The sequence below is a fragment of the Microlunatus sp. M237 genome (assembly GCF_056896895.1).
On record NZ_JBXHBL010000004.1, the window covers coordinates 119,284 to 136,268 of the forward strand.

Below are 16,985 nucleotides of genomic sequence, written 5' to 3' on the forward strand. Positions count from 1 at the left end.
ATTATCCGCCGGGAGTTTCCGGCGGCGTCACGGGGCTGGCAGGCGTCGGCGGCGGGGTGTTTGCGGGCGTCGACGCCGGCGGCGGGGTGGAGGCCGGAGGCGGTTCGACCTCTTTGGCCTTGGCCACCTCGAGGGTGATCTTGGTGTCCCGATCGGCCTTCTGGCCGGCCGGCGGCTGCTGGCCGATGACCGTACCCGCGGTCTCCTCGCTCTCCTTCTCGACGAACCTCGGGGTGCCGAAGCCGGCCTCCCGCGCGAGGTCCTTGGCCCGCTCCCGCGTCACGCCGTCGAAGTTGGGGACCTCCGACATCCCGGTGGCGACCGTCAGCTCGACGGTGCTGCCCTCGGCCACGGACTGGCCCTCGGTGGGGCTGACCTCGAGCACCTCGCCCTTCTTGGAGTCCGGGGGCTCGGTGGCCGCGTCGACGGCCTTGACCTCGAAGCCGGCCTTCTCCAGCTTCTCGGTCGCGTCGTCGACGTCCTCGCCGACCAGTCCGGCGGGGATCTTGACGGTCTTGGGGCCGACGTTGATCTCAACCACGACGGTGCTGCCGACCGGCACCTGCTCGCCGGCGACCGGCGCCTGCTTGGTCGCCGTGTTGACGGTCGAGTCGTCCTTTCCGTTGACCTTCTTGAACTCGGCGACGAGGTTGGCGTTGCTCAGCACACTGCCCGCCGAGGCCTGGTTGAAACCGATCACCGACGGCACGGCCACGGTCTGCACCGGCGCCGGGGTGTCAGGCTGCATCATCCGATACAGCCCATACGCTCCGCCGCCCAGCAGCACCAGCACCAAGCCGGCGATGAACAGGCCGAGCCCCACCCGGGACTTGCGCGGCTCCTCCTCGTCGTCCTCGACCTTGTCCTCCTGCAGCGACTCCACCGCGGTCGGCGCGGCGACCGCGGCCGGCACCACGCGGGTCGGCGTGGCGTCGTAGTCGCTCACCCGCGGCACCAGGGCCGTCGCCTGCTGGCCGGCGAGGACCCGGCTGATGTCGGCCTTCATCTCGCGCGCGGACTGATAGCGGTCGTCGGGGTCCTTGGCCAGCGCCTTCAAGGTGATGGCGTCGATGTCGGGGGTGATGACCGGGTCGAGTTGGCTGGGCGGGACCGGCTGCTCGCGGACGTGCTGGTACGCCACGCTGACCGGCGAGTCGCCGACGAACGGCGGCCGCCCGACCAGCAGCTCGTACAGCAGGCAGCCGGCGGAGTAGATGTCGCTGCGGGCGTCCACGGTCTCGCCGCGGGCCTGCTCGGGGGAGAGGTATTGCGCTGTGCCGATCACGGCGGCGGTCTGCGTCATGGTGGCGGAGGTGTCGGCGACGGCCCGTGCGATGCCGAAGTCCATCACCTTCACCCCGCCGGTCGGCGTCAGCATCACGTTGGCCGGCTTGATGTCGCGGTGGATGATGCCGGCCTTGTGGCTGTAGCTGAGGGCGTCGAGCACCCCTTGGGTCAGCTCGAGCGCGCGCTCCGGGAGGATCTTGCGGCCATCGCGCAGGACGTCGCGCAGCGTCTGACCCTCGACCAGCTCCATCACGATGTAGGGGATGGAGACACCGCTGACCGGGTCGGTCTCCTCGCCGGTGTCGTAGACGGCCACGATGGTCGGATGGTTCAGGCCGGCGGCGGACTGCGCCTCCCGCCGGAATCGGGCCTGAAAGGTCGGGTCGGTGGCGAGGTCGGTGCGCAGCTGCTTGACCGCGACGGGTCGCCCCAGCCGGGTATCGACGGCATAGCGCACCTCTGCCATGCCGCCCCGCCCGAGCAGGTCACCCAGCTCGTAGCGTCCTCCGACCATCACCGGCTCGCCTGTCATTCGCGCGTTCCTCTCTCGATCCCGAGCCATTGTCGGCCATCGGATCGGCCGTGACGAAATGACGTACGGCGCTGCGGACGGCCGCCGACCACACCGGAGACGGCGATCCTGACGTATCCAGGTGTGCTCACTTCAGCACCGCTTCCATCACGGCCTTGGCGATGGGTCCCGCGACCCGGCCACCGGCGATGTCTTCTCGGGGAATGTCGGCGTCCTCGACCACGACGGCGACGGCGACCTGTTCGTCGCCCAGCGTCGCGTAGGAGGTGAACCAGGCGAACGGCTTGCGTTTGGGGTCGGACTGGGCCGTGCCCGTCTTGCCGCCTACGGTGACGCCGGGGATCCGGCTGACCCTGCCCGTACCGTTCTCCACGACGCCGACCATCATCTGCTGCAGCAGCTTGGCGTTATCCGGCGTCAGGGGCTCCGACAGCTGCGTCGGCTTGTGGCTCTCGATCACCTTGAGGTCGGGCGCCTGGACCTGGCTGACCAGGTACGGGTCCATCAGCACGCCGTCGTTGGCGATCGCGGCGGTGACCATGGCCATCTGCAACGGACTGGCCGCCACGTCGAACTGGCCGATGGCACTCAGTGCGGTCTGCGCCTGGTCGAGATCGTCGGGGAAGCGACTCGCGACCCCGTTGAGAGCGCTCAAGTGCCGCTGGTCGAAGCCGAAGGCCTGCGCCTGCTCGCGCAGCTTGTCCTGCCCGAGGCTGATCCCCAGGTTGGCGAAGGCGGTGTTGCAGGACACCTCGAGCGCCTTCTGGATGGTCGTGGTGGTGCCGCCGCAGTTGGTCGAGTTGCCCAGGAACGTGTTGGTGCCCGGCAGCTTCAGCTTGTTCGGCGACGCCACCTTGCTCTGTGGCGTCTGGCCGGCGGTCAGCGCGGCGGCGGCGGTCACCAGCTTGAAGGTGGATCCCGGAGGATAGATCTCGCGGACCGCGCGGTTGGTCAGTGGGTTGGCGGGGTCGCTGGCGAGCTTCTGGTAGGCCTTGTCGGCATCGCCGATGTCGTGGCTGGCGATGTCGTTCGGGTTGTAGGTCGGGCTCGTCACCACGGCCAGCACCGCGCCGGTCTTGGGGTCAAGGGCCACCACCGCACCCTTGTTGTCGCCGAGCGCCTTGGCCGCGGCCTTCTGCGCGGCCGGCACGATGGTCGTGTGCACGCTGGCGCCCTGCGGCGTCTGGTTGGTGACCAGGTCGATCAGCCGCCGCACGAACAGCGAGTCGTCGGTGCCGGCCAACTGGGTGTTGTAGGAGCTCTCCAGCCCCGACCGGGCGTGGTCGTAGGAGTAGTACCCCGTCACGGCGGCGTACAGCTTTCCGTCCGGGTACACGCGCTGATACTTGAACCGGTCGTTGGACCGCTTGGTGGTGGCGATCTCGACGTTGCCGGCAGCGAGGATGGAGCCTCGGTCCTGCGCGTACTCCGCGTCGCGGACCCGGCGGTTCTGCGGCTGGGCGTCGAGCGAGGCCTGCCGGAACAAGACGGCGTATGTGCCGTTGGCCAGCAGCAGCGCGAACATCATCATGGCCACGAACGCGACCCGGCGGATCGGGCGGTTCATGCCATCCTCCTCATCAGCTGGGTCTGCTCGGCATCAGCGTCGGCGTCGAGGTCGGTCACCGTCGCGATGGGCTTGCGCGCCTGGTGGGAGATCAGCATCAGCAACCCGATGATGACCCAGTTGGCGATCAGCGAGGAGCCACCCTGGGACATGAACGGGGTGGTGAGCCCGGTGAGCGGCAGCAGCCGGGTGACGCCGCCGATGATGGTGAAGACCTGCAGGGCGAAGCCGAACGACAATCCGGCGGCCAGCAGCTTGCCGAATGGCTCGCGGCATTGCAGGGCTGTGCGCAGACCGCGGGCGACGATCAGTCCGTAGATCATGATGACGGCCATCAGTCCGGCCATCCCCAGCTCCTCCCCGATGGCGGCGGCGATGAAGTCGCTGCGAGCCAGCGGAGTGAGGCCCGGGCGACCCTCTCCGAGACCGGTGCCGAGCAGTCCGCCCCAGGCGATGCCGTACTGGGCGGTGATGACCTGGTAGTAGAGGTCGAAGTCGGAGAACGGGTCCAGCCAGGCGCCGACGCGGATCTTCACATGGCTGAACCGCAGATAGCCCAGATACGCGCCGACGGCGAACAGCAGGGTGCCGAGGACGGCCCAGCCGGCGCGCTCGGTGGAGACGTAGAGCATCATCACGAACAACCCGAAGAACAGCAGCGAGGTTCCCAGGTCCTTCTGGAAGATCAGCACCGCCAGGCTGGCGCCCCACATCAGGCCGATCGGACCGAGGTCGCGGGCCCGCGGGAGGTCGATGCCGAGGACCCTATAGCCGGCCAGCGCCAGCACGTCGCGTTTCTCGACCAGATAGGAGGCGAACGCGATCGCGAGGACGATCTTGGCCACCTCCGCCGGCTGGAAGCTGAGGCCACCGACCGAGATCCAGATCCGGGCACCGAACTTCTCGTCGCCGAGGACCGGCACCAGCGGCAGCAGCAGCAGCAACAGGCCGGCGAGGAACATCGTGTAGGTGTAGCGCTGCAGCGGGCGGTGGTCCCGAACGACCACGGCCACCGCGATGAACAAGATCACTCCGAGGGTGGTCCAGATCAGCTGCTGCCGGGCACCGTTCAGCGGCGGGTCGTTGATCAGGTCGATGCGGTGGATCATGGCCAGCCCGAGGCCGTTGAGCAGCACGACGCAGGGCAGGATCACCGGGTCGGCGTACGGCAGCCGCCAACGCACCGCCCCGTGGGCAGCCAGGGCGAGCGCCACCCCGATGCCGGCCACCAACGGCAGCCGCGGTGAGGTGGCGCCGGTGACATTGATGTCGATCACGGCGAAGGCGCCGATGCTGATCACCAACGCGAGCAGCAGCAGCATCAGTTCCACACCACGGCGCTTGCGCGGGATGACAGTCATCACGCTCGCTTGGTTGGTCATGAATCAGCAGCTCTGTCCGGGAGTCGGTCCGGCACTGCCGGGACTGGTGCCACCCCCTGGCGTGGCGGGCGCCGGTGGGTTGCCGGGTGTCGCCGACGAACTGGGCGGTGCCGCGGGCGTTCTCGTCGATGCCGCCGGCGTCTGGGGAGCCGCCGGCGTTCTGGGTGTGGCCGGTGGGCCCGAGGGATTGGGTTGCTGCTGTTCGCAGCGCTCGACGGCCTCGGCGAGCTCGGCGACGGCCGCCCGCGCGGCGGCCAGGTCGGCGACGGCGATGGTGGCGCGGACCCGGTCCTGGTAGTACGGCGGCAGGGACGCCACCCCGAAGGGCTGCACCTCATAGACCTCCGACAGCGGCACGCCGGGGATGTTCTCGGCCAGCCCGCGATAGATGGCGACCTGCTCCTGAGCGACGCCGACGTAGTACTGCGTCCGGGTCCAGGCGTAGCCCGCGCCGACGGATGCACCCAGGACCAGGACCAGGACGAGCACGCTCACCAGGGTCCGGCCGAGTCGCCGCTTGCGCGGGGCCTGCGGGGCGTAGCGGGACTCGTCGTCGGGGTGCGGGGGAGCGGCGGCGGTGACCTCGGCCTCGTCGCTGCCCTCGTCCTCGTCCTCGTCCTCGCCTGCACCCGTTGGACGCGCCAGGGTTTCGGGGGCGGGGATCTCGCGCTCGTCCGCCGCACCGAGCACGTACGCACCGGTGCTGCCGTCCCCTTCCACGACATCGGCCAGAATCGCGGTGATGTTGTCGATGCCACCCTCGGCCAGCGCCTCGCCGACGAGGTGGTCGAGTGCCGCGTCGATGCTCGCCAGCTGCATCCCGGCGAGGATCTCCTCGTCGTCCACCAGGCCGCACAGTCCGTCGCTGCAGAACAGCAGCCGATCCCCGACCTGCAGCGGCACCATGGTCAGATCAGGGTCGGCGGCGGGCTGGCCGTTCAGCACCTTGAGCAGCAGCGAACGGTGCGGGTGAATCGCCGCTTCCTCGGGGCTGATCTTGCCGTCGTCGACCAGTGACTGCACCCAGCTGTGGTCGTGGGTGAGGCGTTCGAGCTGACCGTCGCGGAGCAGGTAGGCCCGGCTGTCGCCGATGTGAGCCAGCCCGAGCTGGGCCCCGTCGAACATGGCGCCGGTGACTGTGGTGCCCATCCCGTCCAGGGAGTAGTCGGCATCGACCAGGTCGGCAAGCCGGTCGTTGGCACGGTGGATCGCACCGGCCAGAACCTCGAGCATCCGCTCGCCGGCGACCGGTTCGTCAACGCGGCGGATGGTGTCGATGGCGACCGCCGAAGCCAGGTCGCCCGCGGCCGCGCCACCCATGCCGTCGGCCACCACCAGCAGGTGAGGGCTGGCGTAGCCGGAGTCCTGGTTGTTCTTGCGCACCAGGCCGATCTCAGAATGGGTGACGAAGCGGAGGGCGAGGCTCATGTCGTGGTCACGTCTCCAGCTTCAACACGGTCTTGCCGATCCGTACGGTGTCGGAGAGGGTGATGCTGGTCGGTGCGGTGATCCGCTGCCCGTTGACATAGGTGCCGTTGGTGGATCCAAGGTCCTCGACGTAGAACCCGTCCTCGCCGGTGACCACGCGGGCGTGGCGGGTGGAGACGTAGTCGTCGTCGAGGATCAGCTGGCAGTCCGCGCCGCGGCCGATCAGCACCACGCCGGCAGCCAGCTCAGCCGACTCGCCGGCCTGGTTGCCCTGCACGATGGAGAACACCCGGGGCTCGCCACGGGGCTTGCGTCCCTTGCGCTGCGGCGGGGGCGGCGACTCCAGCTCGCGGGGCTGCGGCTGGTCCGGCGCGGGGACCGCCTTGCCGAAGAGATCGGTGCGGATCACCGAGACAGCCGAGAGGATGAAGAGCCACAGCAGGGCGAGGAACAGCACCTTGATGATGGTGAGGGCGATCTCGGACATCGACGGACCTCAGCGACCGGCGGGTGCGTGCACCAGCATCCGGGTGGAGCCGATCTCGATCCTGGAGCCCTCGTGCAGATCCGCGTGCCGAACGCGCCTGCCGTTGACGATGATCCCGTTGGTGGAGCCGAGGTCCACGATGTCAATGGTGGTCTCGGGGCCGTTCTCGGCAACCCGGATCTGCGCGTGACGCCGAGAGATGCCCGGGTCGTTGATCCGTAGGTCGGCGTCGGTGCCCCGGCCGATGACCAGGCCGGGCGGCTGCAGCGGGTGCCGCATGCCGTTCACCTCAAGCACCAGCTGGTGGCGGTTGAGCGCCGCCGGGCTGGGTCCGGTCCGCGGGCGGCTCGACTCCACCCCGGCCACCGCCTCGGACTCGACGGTGAACCTCCCCACGGGCAGCGACTCGTCCAGCAGCAGGTGGATCATGATCGGGCCGTTGAAGACGTAGCCCATGGACTGGGCGTGGGCCTTGAGCTCGCCGGCCAGCTCGCTGCTCAGGGTCTTGCTGTACGGCGCCAGCTTGTCGTGGTCGTGCTGCGAGAGGCCGACGGCGAACTCGTTGGGCACCAGCCGCTTGTCGCGGGACATGAGCTTGGCCTCGGCGTCGAGCTCACGCTGGAGGCGCGCGGCGATCTCCACCGGTTGCACGTCGCCCTTGAAGGCGCGGGCGAAGACGCCGTTGACGGCCCCTTCGACCTTCTTCTCGAATCGTCCGAAGATCCCCATGTCCCTCCTCTCGCTCGCGGCATGCAGCCTAGATGCTATCTGCCGCGGCCCGAAGGGCGCTGATTCCACCCTGAGGGGTGAGTCGTGCTACCGTTTCCCGGCTGGTTCACACCGATGAGGTGCGGACTTCGCGCGAGTGGCGGAACGGCAGACGCGCTGGCTTCAGGTGCCAGTGTCCGAAAGGACGTGGGGGTTCAAATCCCCCCTCGCGCACACACATCGGGGAGATCTCCCCGGTAGTCGAGGTCGGGCTTCCCGAAAGGGAGGCCCGACCTCGACGCATGTCTGGCCCCGGCACCCCGCCGACAGCCCGTCGCCCTGCGGGAACCTCGACCAGACGAAGGAACGGGTCGCCTCGGCGGCCCAGCCAGCGTGGTTCGTTGAACGACTCTGGGCGTTCGCAGCGGCGCGAGGAGCATCCAAGCCCAGCGACCAGGTTGCAGCGGAATTTGCCCGACACCAGCCGGGAGACACCTCCGACCTCTACGGTCGGGCCAGCCGCGAGGAGGTGGCGCGGGCCGTGGTCGACCTCCACGGGGGCCGCCACCCTTGGCTTACGCCACTCACGGTCGAGTGACTGCTACATCGCCTGACCGAGGTAGGCAGTGTGTTCTGCCCTTTCGGTCTTCGGTGGCCTTGGCGATCAGTGGGCGGGCCGCGGTGGCACCGGCGATGTCGGGGAGCTTGAGCCGGAGGAAGCTGGCGGACATGACGTCGATGTCAGCCCCGGCGACGTGCGCGTGGGCTGCGGTCATCAAGACGGCGAGGGGACGCGGGCATCTTGACCACCGTTCACGCGCCTCCGCGGTGCGGCTCTCATGTGCGCTCCCAGCGGAAGAGCAATGACGCGAGGGCGCCGAAGACGAGGATCATGGCGATGAGGATTCCGGTGGGCAGGAGCATGGTGGACCACGCCTGGCCTTGCCAGAGTCCTTGGATCAGGTCGGCGAAGTGTCGGACCGGGGAGAAGTTCATGATTGTCTGCACGCCCTCGGGCATGGTGGCGAGCGGGATGAAGGCGCCGGAGGACAGCATGAGCAGCAGCATGAGGGCGTTCCCGATGCCGGTGGCTGCGCCCGCTGACGGGTAGATCCCGGCGAGGGTGTAGCCGAGCGCGAGGAACGCCACCAGCCCCAGGGCTGCGGCCGCCAGCACGGCGACAAGGTTGCCCGACGGTGTGACACCGAAGACGAGCCATCCCACGGCGAGTGCGGCGATCATGCCCGTCATGCCGACCGCGAAGTTCACGGTCAGGTCCGCGGCGACGAACGTCGACGGGCGCAGTGGGGTGAGGCGCAGCCGGCGCAGCGCGCCGCTCTCGCGCAGGTTGAGTTGACCCGCGGGAACCAGCAGGACGCCGGTGATCGCCAGGACCAAAGAGGGGAAGGCCGGGAGAGTGGCCTCGATGAAGCTGCGTCCGCCGAAGACCGGGTCGGGGCCGCGGTCGAAGATCAGCCCCAGAATGAGCACGAGGAGCGGCGCGAAGATGAACGAGAAGAAGAACCCGACCGGTTCGCGTACCAGGGAGCGGAACAGGGTGGCGGTGAGCTGTCGGTAGCCGGTCATGAGGGCTCCTTGATGCGCATCTCGCGGCCGGTCAGGTTCAAGAACACGTCCTCCAGCCCAGGTGAGGTGGTGCGCACATCGGCGACGCGCAGACCGCGATCGGTCAGCACCGAGAGCACTTCTTGGAGCAGGCCCCCGGTGCCATGCACGGTCAGGTGCAGCCCGTCGGAGTGCACGCTGGTCACGGTGTCCATCTCTTCCAGGTCGAGCGGCTCGGGTGCCGGCTGGCTGAGGGTCAGGCGTGCGGAAGACCCACCGGCGTGGTCGCGGATGAGCGCGGGGACGGTGTCCAGCGCGATCAGTCGGCCGTGGTCGATGATCCCGACCCGGTCACACAGGTGCTCGGCTTCCTCCATGTAGTGGGTGGTAAGCACCACGGTCGTGCCGCGGTCTCGGATGTCCTTCACCACGTCCCACATCGCCAGGCGTGCCTGCGGATCCAGCGCGGTGGTCAGCTCATCGAGGAACACCACCTCGGGTCGGTGCAACAGGGCCAGAGCGATGAAGACACGCTGCCGCTCGCCACCGGAGAGGCGATCGACCCTGGTCTTCTGCTTGCCTGCGATGCCCAGCGTGCCCAGCAGTTCCTCCCACGGAGCTGGATCGTCGTAGAACGCGGAGAACAGTCGCATCGCCTCTGCCACGGTGATACGCGGCAGCAACGCCGCGCTCTGCAGTTGTACACCGGTGCGAAGCGTGAGCTCGTGTTGATCGGTGATCGGGTGGAGACCGAGCACGCTGATGCTGCCCGACGTTGGCTTGTCCAGTCCCTCGATGCAGTTCAGCAGCGTGGTCTTGCCGGCGCCGTTAGGGCCGATGAGCCCGAAAATCTCCGCTTCCTTGACCTGGAAGGAGACGTCATCGAGGGCCACCACGTCTCCGAACCGACGCGCCACTGCCTCACACACCACCACGCTCACGACTGATCGTCCCCTCGCCCGGCGTCGTCTCCGGTGGCCCTCGGCGACCCCGGAGGCGGAGGCATCACCTGGGCGATGAAGCGGTCGAAGACGTCCTGCCGCACGATCGACATGCCCTGCTCGGCATCGGCAAGCAGCAACAGCGTGTCGCCCGGCTTGATGCCGAACAGATCACGCGCGCCCTTCGGGATGACGATCTGCCCCTTCTCACCCACCTTGACTGTGCTGGCGAACTTCCCCGGCGGCCCCGGGGGAAGATTCTCAACGTCCATGTCGCCTCCCACCAGTAATACTTTTCCCACAAGTATAACCAACGAGGAGTGACAGTGGAGGTCGGCGTAGGAGAGGCTGCGCAGCGCCTGGGCGTCGACGAGTCCCGCGTGCGGGCGATGCGGCGGCGTGGCACGCTCTCGGGACGTCGCCTTTCCGGACGCTGGCTGGTCGACGGCGACGACCTGGCGCGGCGCCGGCTGCATCGTCCCCCGCCGGGCCGGCCGATGGCGCCCGCGCGCGCCTGGGGACTGCTTGCCCTCCTTGATGGGCGGCAGGCGCCTTGGCTGTCGGCCGCCGAGCGCAGTCAGGTCAAGGCGAAGCTGTCCGCCGCGTTCAGCTCGTCGGCCACCGCCGAAGCGTTGGACCCGTTCGGCGGGCGGCCTCCTGGGCCTGCAGTGTTGGCCGCTGACCTGCTCGAGTCTGACAACCACCGGCTGCGGGCTGCCGGGGTCGCCCTGCTCGTCGAGGTGTCGGCCGGGCTCCGGCAGAGGTCTGGGTCATGACCCGGCCTCGCGTTCAGCTGCCGGTGCTGCCTGGACCCGTTGCGGAGCTGTGGCACGTCATTCTCGACATCGCCGAGGAGCTGGTCGTGTACAGGGTGATGGTGCTGGGGTCGACTCGCAGGAGGCGATTCCCGTCTGCGTCCTCAAATCCCCCCTCGCGCACGACCAGGGTCCGGGGCTATTGACGTGAACACGTCAGCAGCCCGGACCCTCTTTCTATCTGGGCTGCTGGTGTCTGGCGCCCTTGCCTGAGTGGCAGGGCGCCGACAAGGCAGTGCCCTCAGCGACCTCGTCTCCGCCAACGCGACCCGGTTCCTCAGCGGTGATCTCACCTCGCCCGAGCTGGCCGCTGCGATCGGTCCAGGACTCACCCGATTCTTGTGTTGCCATGATGGAAAATCAGGCAGTAGTCTTTCCATAACGGATAGGGAAGCGCAGCCGGTGACTTCCCCCCGCAGGAGAGGCGCCATGAGCTACGTCAGCAACCCCACGCCGTACGGACCCGAGGACGCCCTGCGCGACGTCGACACGGCCCGGGACGAGATCATCAGCCGCGGCGCCACGCCGGGCTGGTACCACCCGGTGCTGGGGATCGGCATCGGACTCGTGGTTCTCGCCCTCGGGCTCGACTGGCCGGGCCCGGTCCAATTCGTCGTCCTGGTGGGGCTGCTGGCGGTGGAGGGGGTCGTCATCGGCGCGTACACCCGACGGAGCGGAATGCGGTTCGGTCTCCAGCAGGCCACCCGCACGGGGGCAGCAATTCTTGCGGGACTGGTGGGGGCCCTGATCCTCTGCTTCGCCCTGGCTCTCGGCGGCCGGGCGACGGGCCACGTCTGGCTGGTCCTGGTCGGCGCCCTCCTGGCGCCGGTCCTCTACACGGTCCTCGGGCGGGCCTACGACCGGCAGGTCTTCCGTGACATCCGTGCCGGCCGGGTCGACGCCCCGAGGCAGACACGGGCGGGCCGATGAGGGTCGAGCCGTGGTTCGACGACGTCATCCACGCACCGCACCGGATCAAGATCTGCGCCCTGCTGTCCTCGGTCGACACCCTGGAGTTCGGGGTGGTCCGCGACCACCTCGGCGTCGCCGACTCTGTCGCCTCGAAGCATCTGAAGGTGCTCACCGAAGCCGGTTACGTCCAGCTCGACAAGCCCTCCGGTCAGAAAGGCCGGGCGCGGACCTGGGTTCGGATGACTCCAGCCGGGCGCCGAGCCTTCCAGAACCACCTTGCCGCGCTGCACCAGATGGCAACGCAGGCCACGCAAGCGTCGGGGGCGACTCGACAGGAATAGCGCCGGGTCACGGGCAGGCTCTCAGCCGAGACTCGTCGTCGGACGTGTGGCTCTGGCATCCGCTCGTGCACGAACATCAGCAGCATTCCGATGGCCCGGACCCCCTCGGCGACCCACGCCGGTGAGCCGGCGGCCCGCTCGGAGCGGAGCCACGCCAGGAAGCGCGCGGTGAAGGTCGGGTCAGATCCGAGCGCACCGGATGTGATTCCAACCGCCACTGCTCTCTCAGTTCAGCTAGGGCCATGGCGTCGTCGTCGGTGGCGGGCCGGACGAGAATCCGTTCACAGCCCGGGTCACGCTCAGAGTGTCACAGAGTCGACTCCCCGTCGCGGGGGCGCACTGCTGTGCTCAGTCCTCGTCACCGGGCGCCCTCGGCCACGTCGCTGAGGACGAAGGCACGGAGCTCGGCGGCGAGCCGATCGGGTTGGTCCACCGGCACCAGCGTGTAACTATCCCGAATCTCGACCAGGCGTCCGCGTGCGAACAGCGATGCCAACCGAGGGCCGTGTTCGCGCGGCATCAGCTTGTCTTCTGTTGCCCAGACGACCAGGACCGGCTGGCGCAAGGTCGCCAACCGCGACGTAAGCTCCGAGAGCTCCTGTTCGGTGGGTGTGGACAGCGCGAAGGTTCGCAGGTCGCGCCGAATGCCGGCGTTTCGCTGCGCCGGTTCGAACCATGCATCCATCACCTCCGTGGCCACCGGGCGCTTGCTCATCCATCCCCACCCGCCGGGCGCCCGTCGGAACCAGGCGAAGCGCTGCAGCTGCATGACGAGCCACAACAGCGAGGGCAGCCGGGCACTGAGCGCGACCATCTTCCCCGGTCGACCTGGTGGGAAGTTCTCAAAGGCCTCACAGGCCACCAGGACCGCTGCCGCCAATCGGTCGGTCGGTCCATCCGCGAGCAGGAACTGGGCGCCACCCCAGTCGTTGAGGACGAGCGTGGCGTCTCGCAGATCGAGGGCGTCCAGGAACTCGCCCACGAGCGAGGAGACGCCTCGATGGGTGACGAGCTCGGGTCGTTCCATCGGCCGACGGTGACTGCCCAAGGGCAGGGTCGGCGCGACGCAGCGGAAGCTGGCCGAGAGCGGCTCCACCACCGGGTCCCACAACGAGGCGTCCATGTTGACGCCGTGCAGGAACACGAGCACGGGCCCGTCGCCGCCCGTGTCCGTGTAGTCGATCTCACCGGCGCTCAGTTGCACGCTAAACACCACGATCCCCCCTCGTCGTTCGTCGGCACGGCCACTGATTCGCGACCATGCCCTGCAATCTCAGGTCCGACCGTAGGGTTCGCTCTGTCCACGGCACCATCGTCGGAAAGCGACATCACTCACCCCCCGAAGCGACGCGCGGGTGCGTTGGGCGACACGGCTCCGGCAGTGGCCGGCCAGCTGCGACAGTCGACGAGCTCGCACGAGCGGGGAGGGCTGAGGCCGGTCAGCGAGCCGAGGGCTGCGCCTGTGCCGGGGGGGTTCAGGTGCTCCTCGACCGCTTCCACCCGCTGGCGCCGGATGTCGGACGACCAGTCCGTCCAGCCGTATTCGTAGCGGGTGTGCACGCCCTTGAGGGCATCCGAGCCGGCCGGCAGCCGGACCTGACCCGGTTTCACCTTGCTGCTGTTGTCGCTGACGAAAGTGCTCTGGAAGGCCTTGCGTACGTAGTCACCGACGGCTTGGTCGGCATCCTCGGCGGAGATGGCGAGGCCGGCCACGAAGGACGACAGGGCGGCGATAGCCGCGCTCAGGAGCTGTTTGGTGGTTTCGTCGGCGTCCTTCGGCGCGGCCAGTTCGACCGCGATCACGATCACCGCGGCGGCGACCGCTGCCGACGCCACGGCGATGCCGAACATCCGGGTCTCTATCAGCCGCAGCGCCTGCAGTGGTTGGGTGGCCACCTTGCGAGTGGCGACCGCCTGGATGGCGAGCACCACCGCCCAGATGAGCACGACGAGGATGACCGGCAGCGGGCGCCACACCTCATACCAGAGCCAGGCCAACAGGGCTCCGCCGGCAGCGAAACCCGCAGTGCGCAGCGGAGTCAGCAGTGGCGACAGCATCGGTCACGCCGGCCGGTCTGCGGCGTGCTCACGCCGGAATGTCCGCGTGCGGCGGCCGGTGGGTGCAGCGCCAGTAGGCGTGGCCGCCGGTGGAGACGAGGAACATCTGAGCAAAGGGGGTGTCTTGCTGACACTCACCTGAAAACTCCTCGGTGGCACGCAGCAGCCGCTCCGTGACGCCGAGCAGGTCGTCCGCGCCGAACGGGCTGGCGGGGTCTCGATAGTCGTGGAGTGCTTTGCGGGTCAGCGCCCGGGTGTGCACCAAGTCCTCTGCGCTCATGCCGTCCGTCCTGATGAGTCCGATGGGCTTCAGGCTAGGTCCGAAGCTGACCGGCGTCGCGGAGTGCCAGAAAGTTGCCGCGTCGACCCCGGCCCGGGCACAGAAGTCACCGAGACGCTTCCTTTCGAGGCGGTAGTCGGGCCACCGCGTCGACCCGCACTCCCGCAGCCAGCAGGTGCTGGCCGGGGCTGCCGCGCAGCCTAGGCGTTCACGATCCGGGATGTCGGTCAATCGTTTGCTCATGATCATGGGAGGCTGAGGCCCATGGCCATCACTGACGATACGCTGACCTACCGCCAACCCGCGTCGACGTGGTTGGAGGCCCTTCCCCTGGGCAACGGGATCCTCGGCGCGATGGTGTTCGGCGGCACGACCGGCCAGCGCTTCCAGATCAACGACGGGCTGGCGTGGTCCGGTTCGCCGGCGTCCGAACTGATGGACAGCCCGGATTCGGCCGACTTCGCCGCCGCGCTCGATCAGATGCGGGCGTGCCTCGAGGCCGGGGACTACGCCGGCGCCACCGCGCTGGCCCCGCGCCTGCAGCACCGGCACAGCCAGACGTACCTGCCGTTCGGCGAGCTCGAGCTCGCTGTTGCCCCGCACGGAGAAGCCGAGGGCTACTCGCGCCAGCTGCACCTGGCCACCGGGCTGCACGTCGAGTCGTATCGCGTCGGGGAGGCGCTGGTGAGCTGGACGTCGTTCATCTCCGCCTCGCCCGGCGTGTTGGTGGTCCGGATGGACACCGATCTGCCCGACGGCCTGGACCTGTCGGTTGCTCTGTCGACCCCGCTGCGGACCCTCGGCAGCGCGGTGACCGACGCAGTGTATGGGCTGAAGATCCAGCTCCCTGCTGACTGCTTTCCGATCCACGACACGGGCGAGACGGTCTACTCCGACGACCCGACGCTGGCCATGCAGGCCGCGCTGGCGGTCGCGTGGGAGCACGACGGCACCGAGGTGGAGACCGATTCGGGGCTGGCGGTCCGCGGCGCCCACTCGGTCACCCTGCGGTTGGGCACCCAGACCGCACTGGAGTCGTTCCCCGGTACGCCATCGGGCGACGCCGAGACTGCGCTCGCCGCCGTGACGGAACGGCTTCGCCGTGCCGGTCGGTCGGCTTACTCCGAGCTGGTCACCGCCCAGGTACGCACCCACGGCGCACTGTTCGAACAGGTGCGGCTGGAGATCGAGCCGACGGGCACCGTCGCCGATGCGTCGACCGAGATGTCCAGCGACGAGCGGCTGCTACGGGCCAACCAGGATCCGGGTGGTGCTCTCGCCGCCGACCCGCGGCTGGCCGAGCTGCTGTTCAACTACGGCCGCTATCTGCTGATCTCCGCCTCCCGCCCCGGCGGCGCCCCGGCCAACCTGCAGGGCATCTGGAACGACAAGCTTCCGGCGCCGTGGAGCTCCAACTACACAATCAACATCAACTTGCAGATGAACTACTGGGCCGCCGAGGCGGTCGGGCTGAGCGAGTGTGCCGAACCGCTGTTCGGCCTCGTCGAGCTGATGCAACAGACGGGCACCCGGACCGCGCGCGAGCTGTACGGCAACCGCGGCTGGGTCGGTCACCACAACGCCGACCTGTGGGGCTACAGCCACCCGGTCGGGCATGGACGGGCGCTGCCGAAATGGTCGCTGTGGCCGATGTCGGCGCTCTGGCTGGTGCAGCACCTCTGGGACCACCTCGAGTTCGCCGCGCCCGGCGACCCGGCAGCCGAGGCGTTCCTGCGCGACCGTGCCTGGCCGGCGATGCGTGGTGCCGTGGAGTTCGGGTTGGACTGGTTGGTCGAGCGGCCGGACGGGACACTCGGCACGCTGCCGTCCACCTCACCGGAGAACTCTTTCCTAGTCGACGACGAGGCCTATGACATCGGCATCTCCTCCACCATGGACCTGACGCTGCTGCGGGAGACCTTCCGCAATCTGATCACCGTCGCGGCGCGGCTGGACAGGTCCGACGACCCGGTGGTGCAGGCAGCGGCCGCGGCGCTGCCTCGCATTCCAGGCCCGGCCGTGGGAGAGGGCGGAATGATCCGCGAGTGGCTGGCCGACCACCCCCAGTCGGAGCCGCGGCACCGCCATGTGTCGCACCTGTACTTCGTCTATCCGGGGATCGAGCCGCTGACGCCCGAGCTCGCTGCCGGGGCCTCGACCAGCCTGGACGGGCGCGGTGACGAGTCGACCGGGTGGTCGCTGTCGTGGAAGCTCGCGTTGCGGGCCCGCCTGCTGCAGGCACACAAGGTGTCAGACCTGCTGCGGCTGGTCTTCCGGGACATGACCACCGACCGCGGCGGCCAGTCGGGTGGGCTGTATCCGAACTTCTTCGCCGCCCATCCGCCGTATCAGATCGACGGCAACTTCGGTTATGTCGCCGGACTGGTCGAGTCGCTGCTGCAGAGCCACACCGACACCATCCACCTGCTTCCGGCGCTGCCCGCCGAACTGGCGACCGGGCGCGTCTCGGGGCTGCGGGCCCGCCATGGCGTACAGGTGTCGATGGCCTGGCGCGACGGCGACCTGGTCGCCGCCGAGCTGCTATCCCCGGTTGCGCAGGAGGTGCAGGTACGCCACGGCGAGCGCAGCTGGCGGCTCGCCTTGCCGGCCGGTACGGCGACGGCGGTGCCCCTCGACTGAGACCGGCCCTCGACTGAGACCGGCCCCCGACTGAGATCGAC

The 16,985-nt window shown here is 68.8% G+C and carries 16 protein-coding genes and 1 tRNA gene; 5 read left to right on the top strand and 12 right to left on the bottom strand.

Annotated features, from left to right (window positions below; genetic code table 11):
* Window position 1 precedes the first annotated feature (1 nt).
* The 6 genes from pknB to AC1XX3_RS16395 all read right to left on the bottom strand — a co-directional run bounded on the left by pknB (window position 2) and on the right by AC1XX3_RS16395 (window position 7,412).
* Window positions 2–1,819 (bottom strand): Stk1 family PASTA domain-containing Ser/Thr kinase, encoded by a 1,818-nt coding sequence (gene pknB, locus AC1XX3_RS16370; RefSeq protein ID WP_483322239.1) that lies wholly within the window; start codon window positions 1,817–1,819, stop codon window positions 2–4.
* Between the two features lie 127 nt (window positions 1,820–1,946).
* Window positions 1,947–3,386 (bottom strand): penicillin-binding transpeptidase domain-containing protein, encoded by a 1,440-nt coding sequence (locus AC1XX3_RS16375; RefSeq protein WP_483322240.1) that lies wholly within the window; start codon window positions 3,384–3,386, stop codon window positions 1,947–1,949.
* Entirely contained in the window at window positions 3,383–4,768 is a 1,386-nt protein-coding gene (locus tag AC1XX3_RS16380; RefSeq protein ID WP_483322241.1) for an FtsW/RodA/SpoVE family cell cycle protein, read from the bottom strand. Before AC1XX3_RS16380 ends, AC1XX3_RS16375 begins: the two co-directional genes overlap by 4 nt.
* A gap of 3 nt (window positions 4,769–4,771) precedes the next feature.
* Entirely contained in the window at window positions 4,772–6,196 is a 1,425-nt protein-coding gene (locus tag AC1XX3_RS16385; RefSeq protein ID WP_483322242.1) for a PP2C family protein-serine/threonine phosphatase, read from the bottom strand.
* Window positions 6,197–6,203: 7 nt separating this feature from the next.
* Window positions 6,204–6,683, bottom strand: coding sequence for an FHA domain-containing protein FhaB/FipA (locus tag AC1XX3_RS16390; RefSeq protein ID WP_483322243.1), 480 nt, complete (start codon window positions 6,681–6,683; stop codon window positions 6,204–6,206).
* Between the two features lie 9 nt (window positions 6,684–6,692).
* Complete coding sequence (locus AC1XX3_RS16395) at window positions 6,693–7,412, bottom strand: FhaA domain-containing protein (RefSeq protein WP_483322244.1); 720 nt, start codon at window positions 7,410–7,412, stop codon at window positions 6,693–6,695.
* Window positions 7,413–7,542: 130 nt separating this feature from the next.
* Between AC1XX3_RS16395 and AC1XX3_RS16400 the strand changes: the two genes are divergently transcribed.
* Window positions 7,543–7,625 (top strand) — tRNA-Leu (locus tag AC1XX3_RS16400).
* Between the two features lie 603 nt (window positions 7,626–8,228).
* Here the strand turns inward: AC1XX3_RS16400 and AC1XX3_RS16405 are convergent.
* Genes AC1XX3_RS16405 through AC1XX3_RS16415 form a run of 3 tightly spaced genes read right to left on the bottom strand, consistent with a single transcriptional unit; the run spans window position 8,229 to window position 10,182 of the window.
* Window positions 8,229–8,978 carry an ABC transporter permease gene (locus AC1XX3_RS16405; protein WP_483322245.1) on the bottom strand — a complete coding sequence of 250 codons (750 nt, stop codon included), beginning with the start codon at window positions 8,976–8,978 and terminating at the stop codon, window positions 8,229–8,231.
* Window positions 8,975–9,898, bottom strand: coding sequence for an ABC transporter ATP-binding protein (locus AC1XX3_RS16410; protein WP_483322246.1), 924 nt, complete (start codon window positions 9,896–9,898; stop codon window positions 8,975–8,977). Before AC1XX3_RS16410 ends, AC1XX3_RS16405 begins: the two co-directional genes overlap by 4 nt.
* Complete coding sequence (locus AC1XX3_RS16415) at window positions 9,895–10,182, bottom strand: AbrB/MazE/SpoVT family DNA-binding domain-containing protein (protein WP_483322247.1); 288 nt, start codon at window positions 10,180–10,182, stop codon at window positions 9,895–9,897. The genes AC1XX3_RS16410 and AC1XX3_RS16415 overlap by 4 nt, the downstream gene beginning before the upstream one ends.
* A gap of 42 nt (window positions 10,183–10,224) precedes the next feature.
* Between AC1XX3_RS16415 and AC1XX3_RS16420 the strand changes: the two genes are divergently transcribed.
* From AC1XX3_RS16420 to AC1XX3_RS16430, 3 genes are all read left to right on the top strand, one after another.
* On the top strand, window positions 10,225–10,674 hold the full coding sequence (locus tag AC1XX3_RS16420) for a helix-turn-helix domain-containing protein (RefSeq protein ID WP_483322248.1): 450 nt from the start codon (window positions 10,225–10,227) through the stop codon (window positions 10,672–10,674).
* A 468-nt stretch (window positions 10,675–11,142) separates the two neighbouring features.
* Complete coding sequence (locus AC1XX3_RS16425; RefSeq protein ID WP_483322249.1) at window positions 11,143–11,643, top strand: hypothetical protein; 501 nt, start codon at window positions 11,143–11,145, stop codon at window positions 11,641–11,643.
* Window positions 11,640–11,966: a transcriptional regulator gene (locus tag AC1XX3_RS16430; RefSeq protein ID WP_483322250.1), complete on the top strand. Its 327-nt coding sequence runs from the start codon at window positions 11,640–11,642 to the stop codon at window positions 11,964–11,966. Before AC1XX3_RS16425 ends, AC1XX3_RS16430 begins: the two co-directional genes overlap by 4 nt.
* 358 nt (window positions 11,967–12,324) lie before the next feature.
* On the opposite strand, the gene AC1XX3_RS16435 is transcribed toward AC1XX3_RS16430, so the two are convergent.
* The 3 genes from AC1XX3_RS16435 to AC1XX3_RS16445 all read right to left on the bottom strand — a co-directional run bounded on the left by AC1XX3_RS16435 (window position 12,325) and on the right by AC1XX3_RS16445 (window position 14,304).
* On the bottom strand, window positions 12,325–13,179 hold the full coding sequence (locus AC1XX3_RS16435) for an alpha/beta fold hydrolase (protein WP_483322251.1): 855 nt from the start codon (window positions 13,177–13,179) through the stop codon (window positions 12,325–12,327).
* A 119-nt stretch (window positions 13,180–13,298) separates the two neighbouring features.
* A complete protein-coding gene (locus AC1XX3_RS16440; RefSeq protein WP_483322252.1) occupies window positions 13,299–14,024 on the bottom strand; it encodes a hypothetical protein in 726 nt (241 codons plus the stop codon).
* A gap of 28 nt (window positions 14,025–14,052) precedes the next feature.
* Window positions 14,053–14,304 carry a hypothetical protein gene (locus AC1XX3_RS16445; RefSeq protein WP_483322253.1) on the bottom strand — a complete coding sequence of 84 codons (252 nt, stop codon included), beginning with the start codon at window positions 14,302–14,304 and terminating at the stop codon, window positions 14,053–14,055.
* 264 nt (window positions 14,305–14,568) lie between these two features.
* Here AC1XX3_RS16445 and AC1XX3_RS16450 point away from each other — a divergent pair, with 264 nt between their 5' ends.
* Complete coding sequence (locus tag AC1XX3_RS16450) at window positions 14,569–16,944, top strand: glycoside hydrolase family 95 protein (RefSeq protein WP_483322254.1); 2,376 nt, start codon at window positions 14,569–14,571, stop codon at window positions 16,942–16,944.
* The last annotated feature ends 41 nt before the right edge of the window (window positions 16,945–16,985 follow it).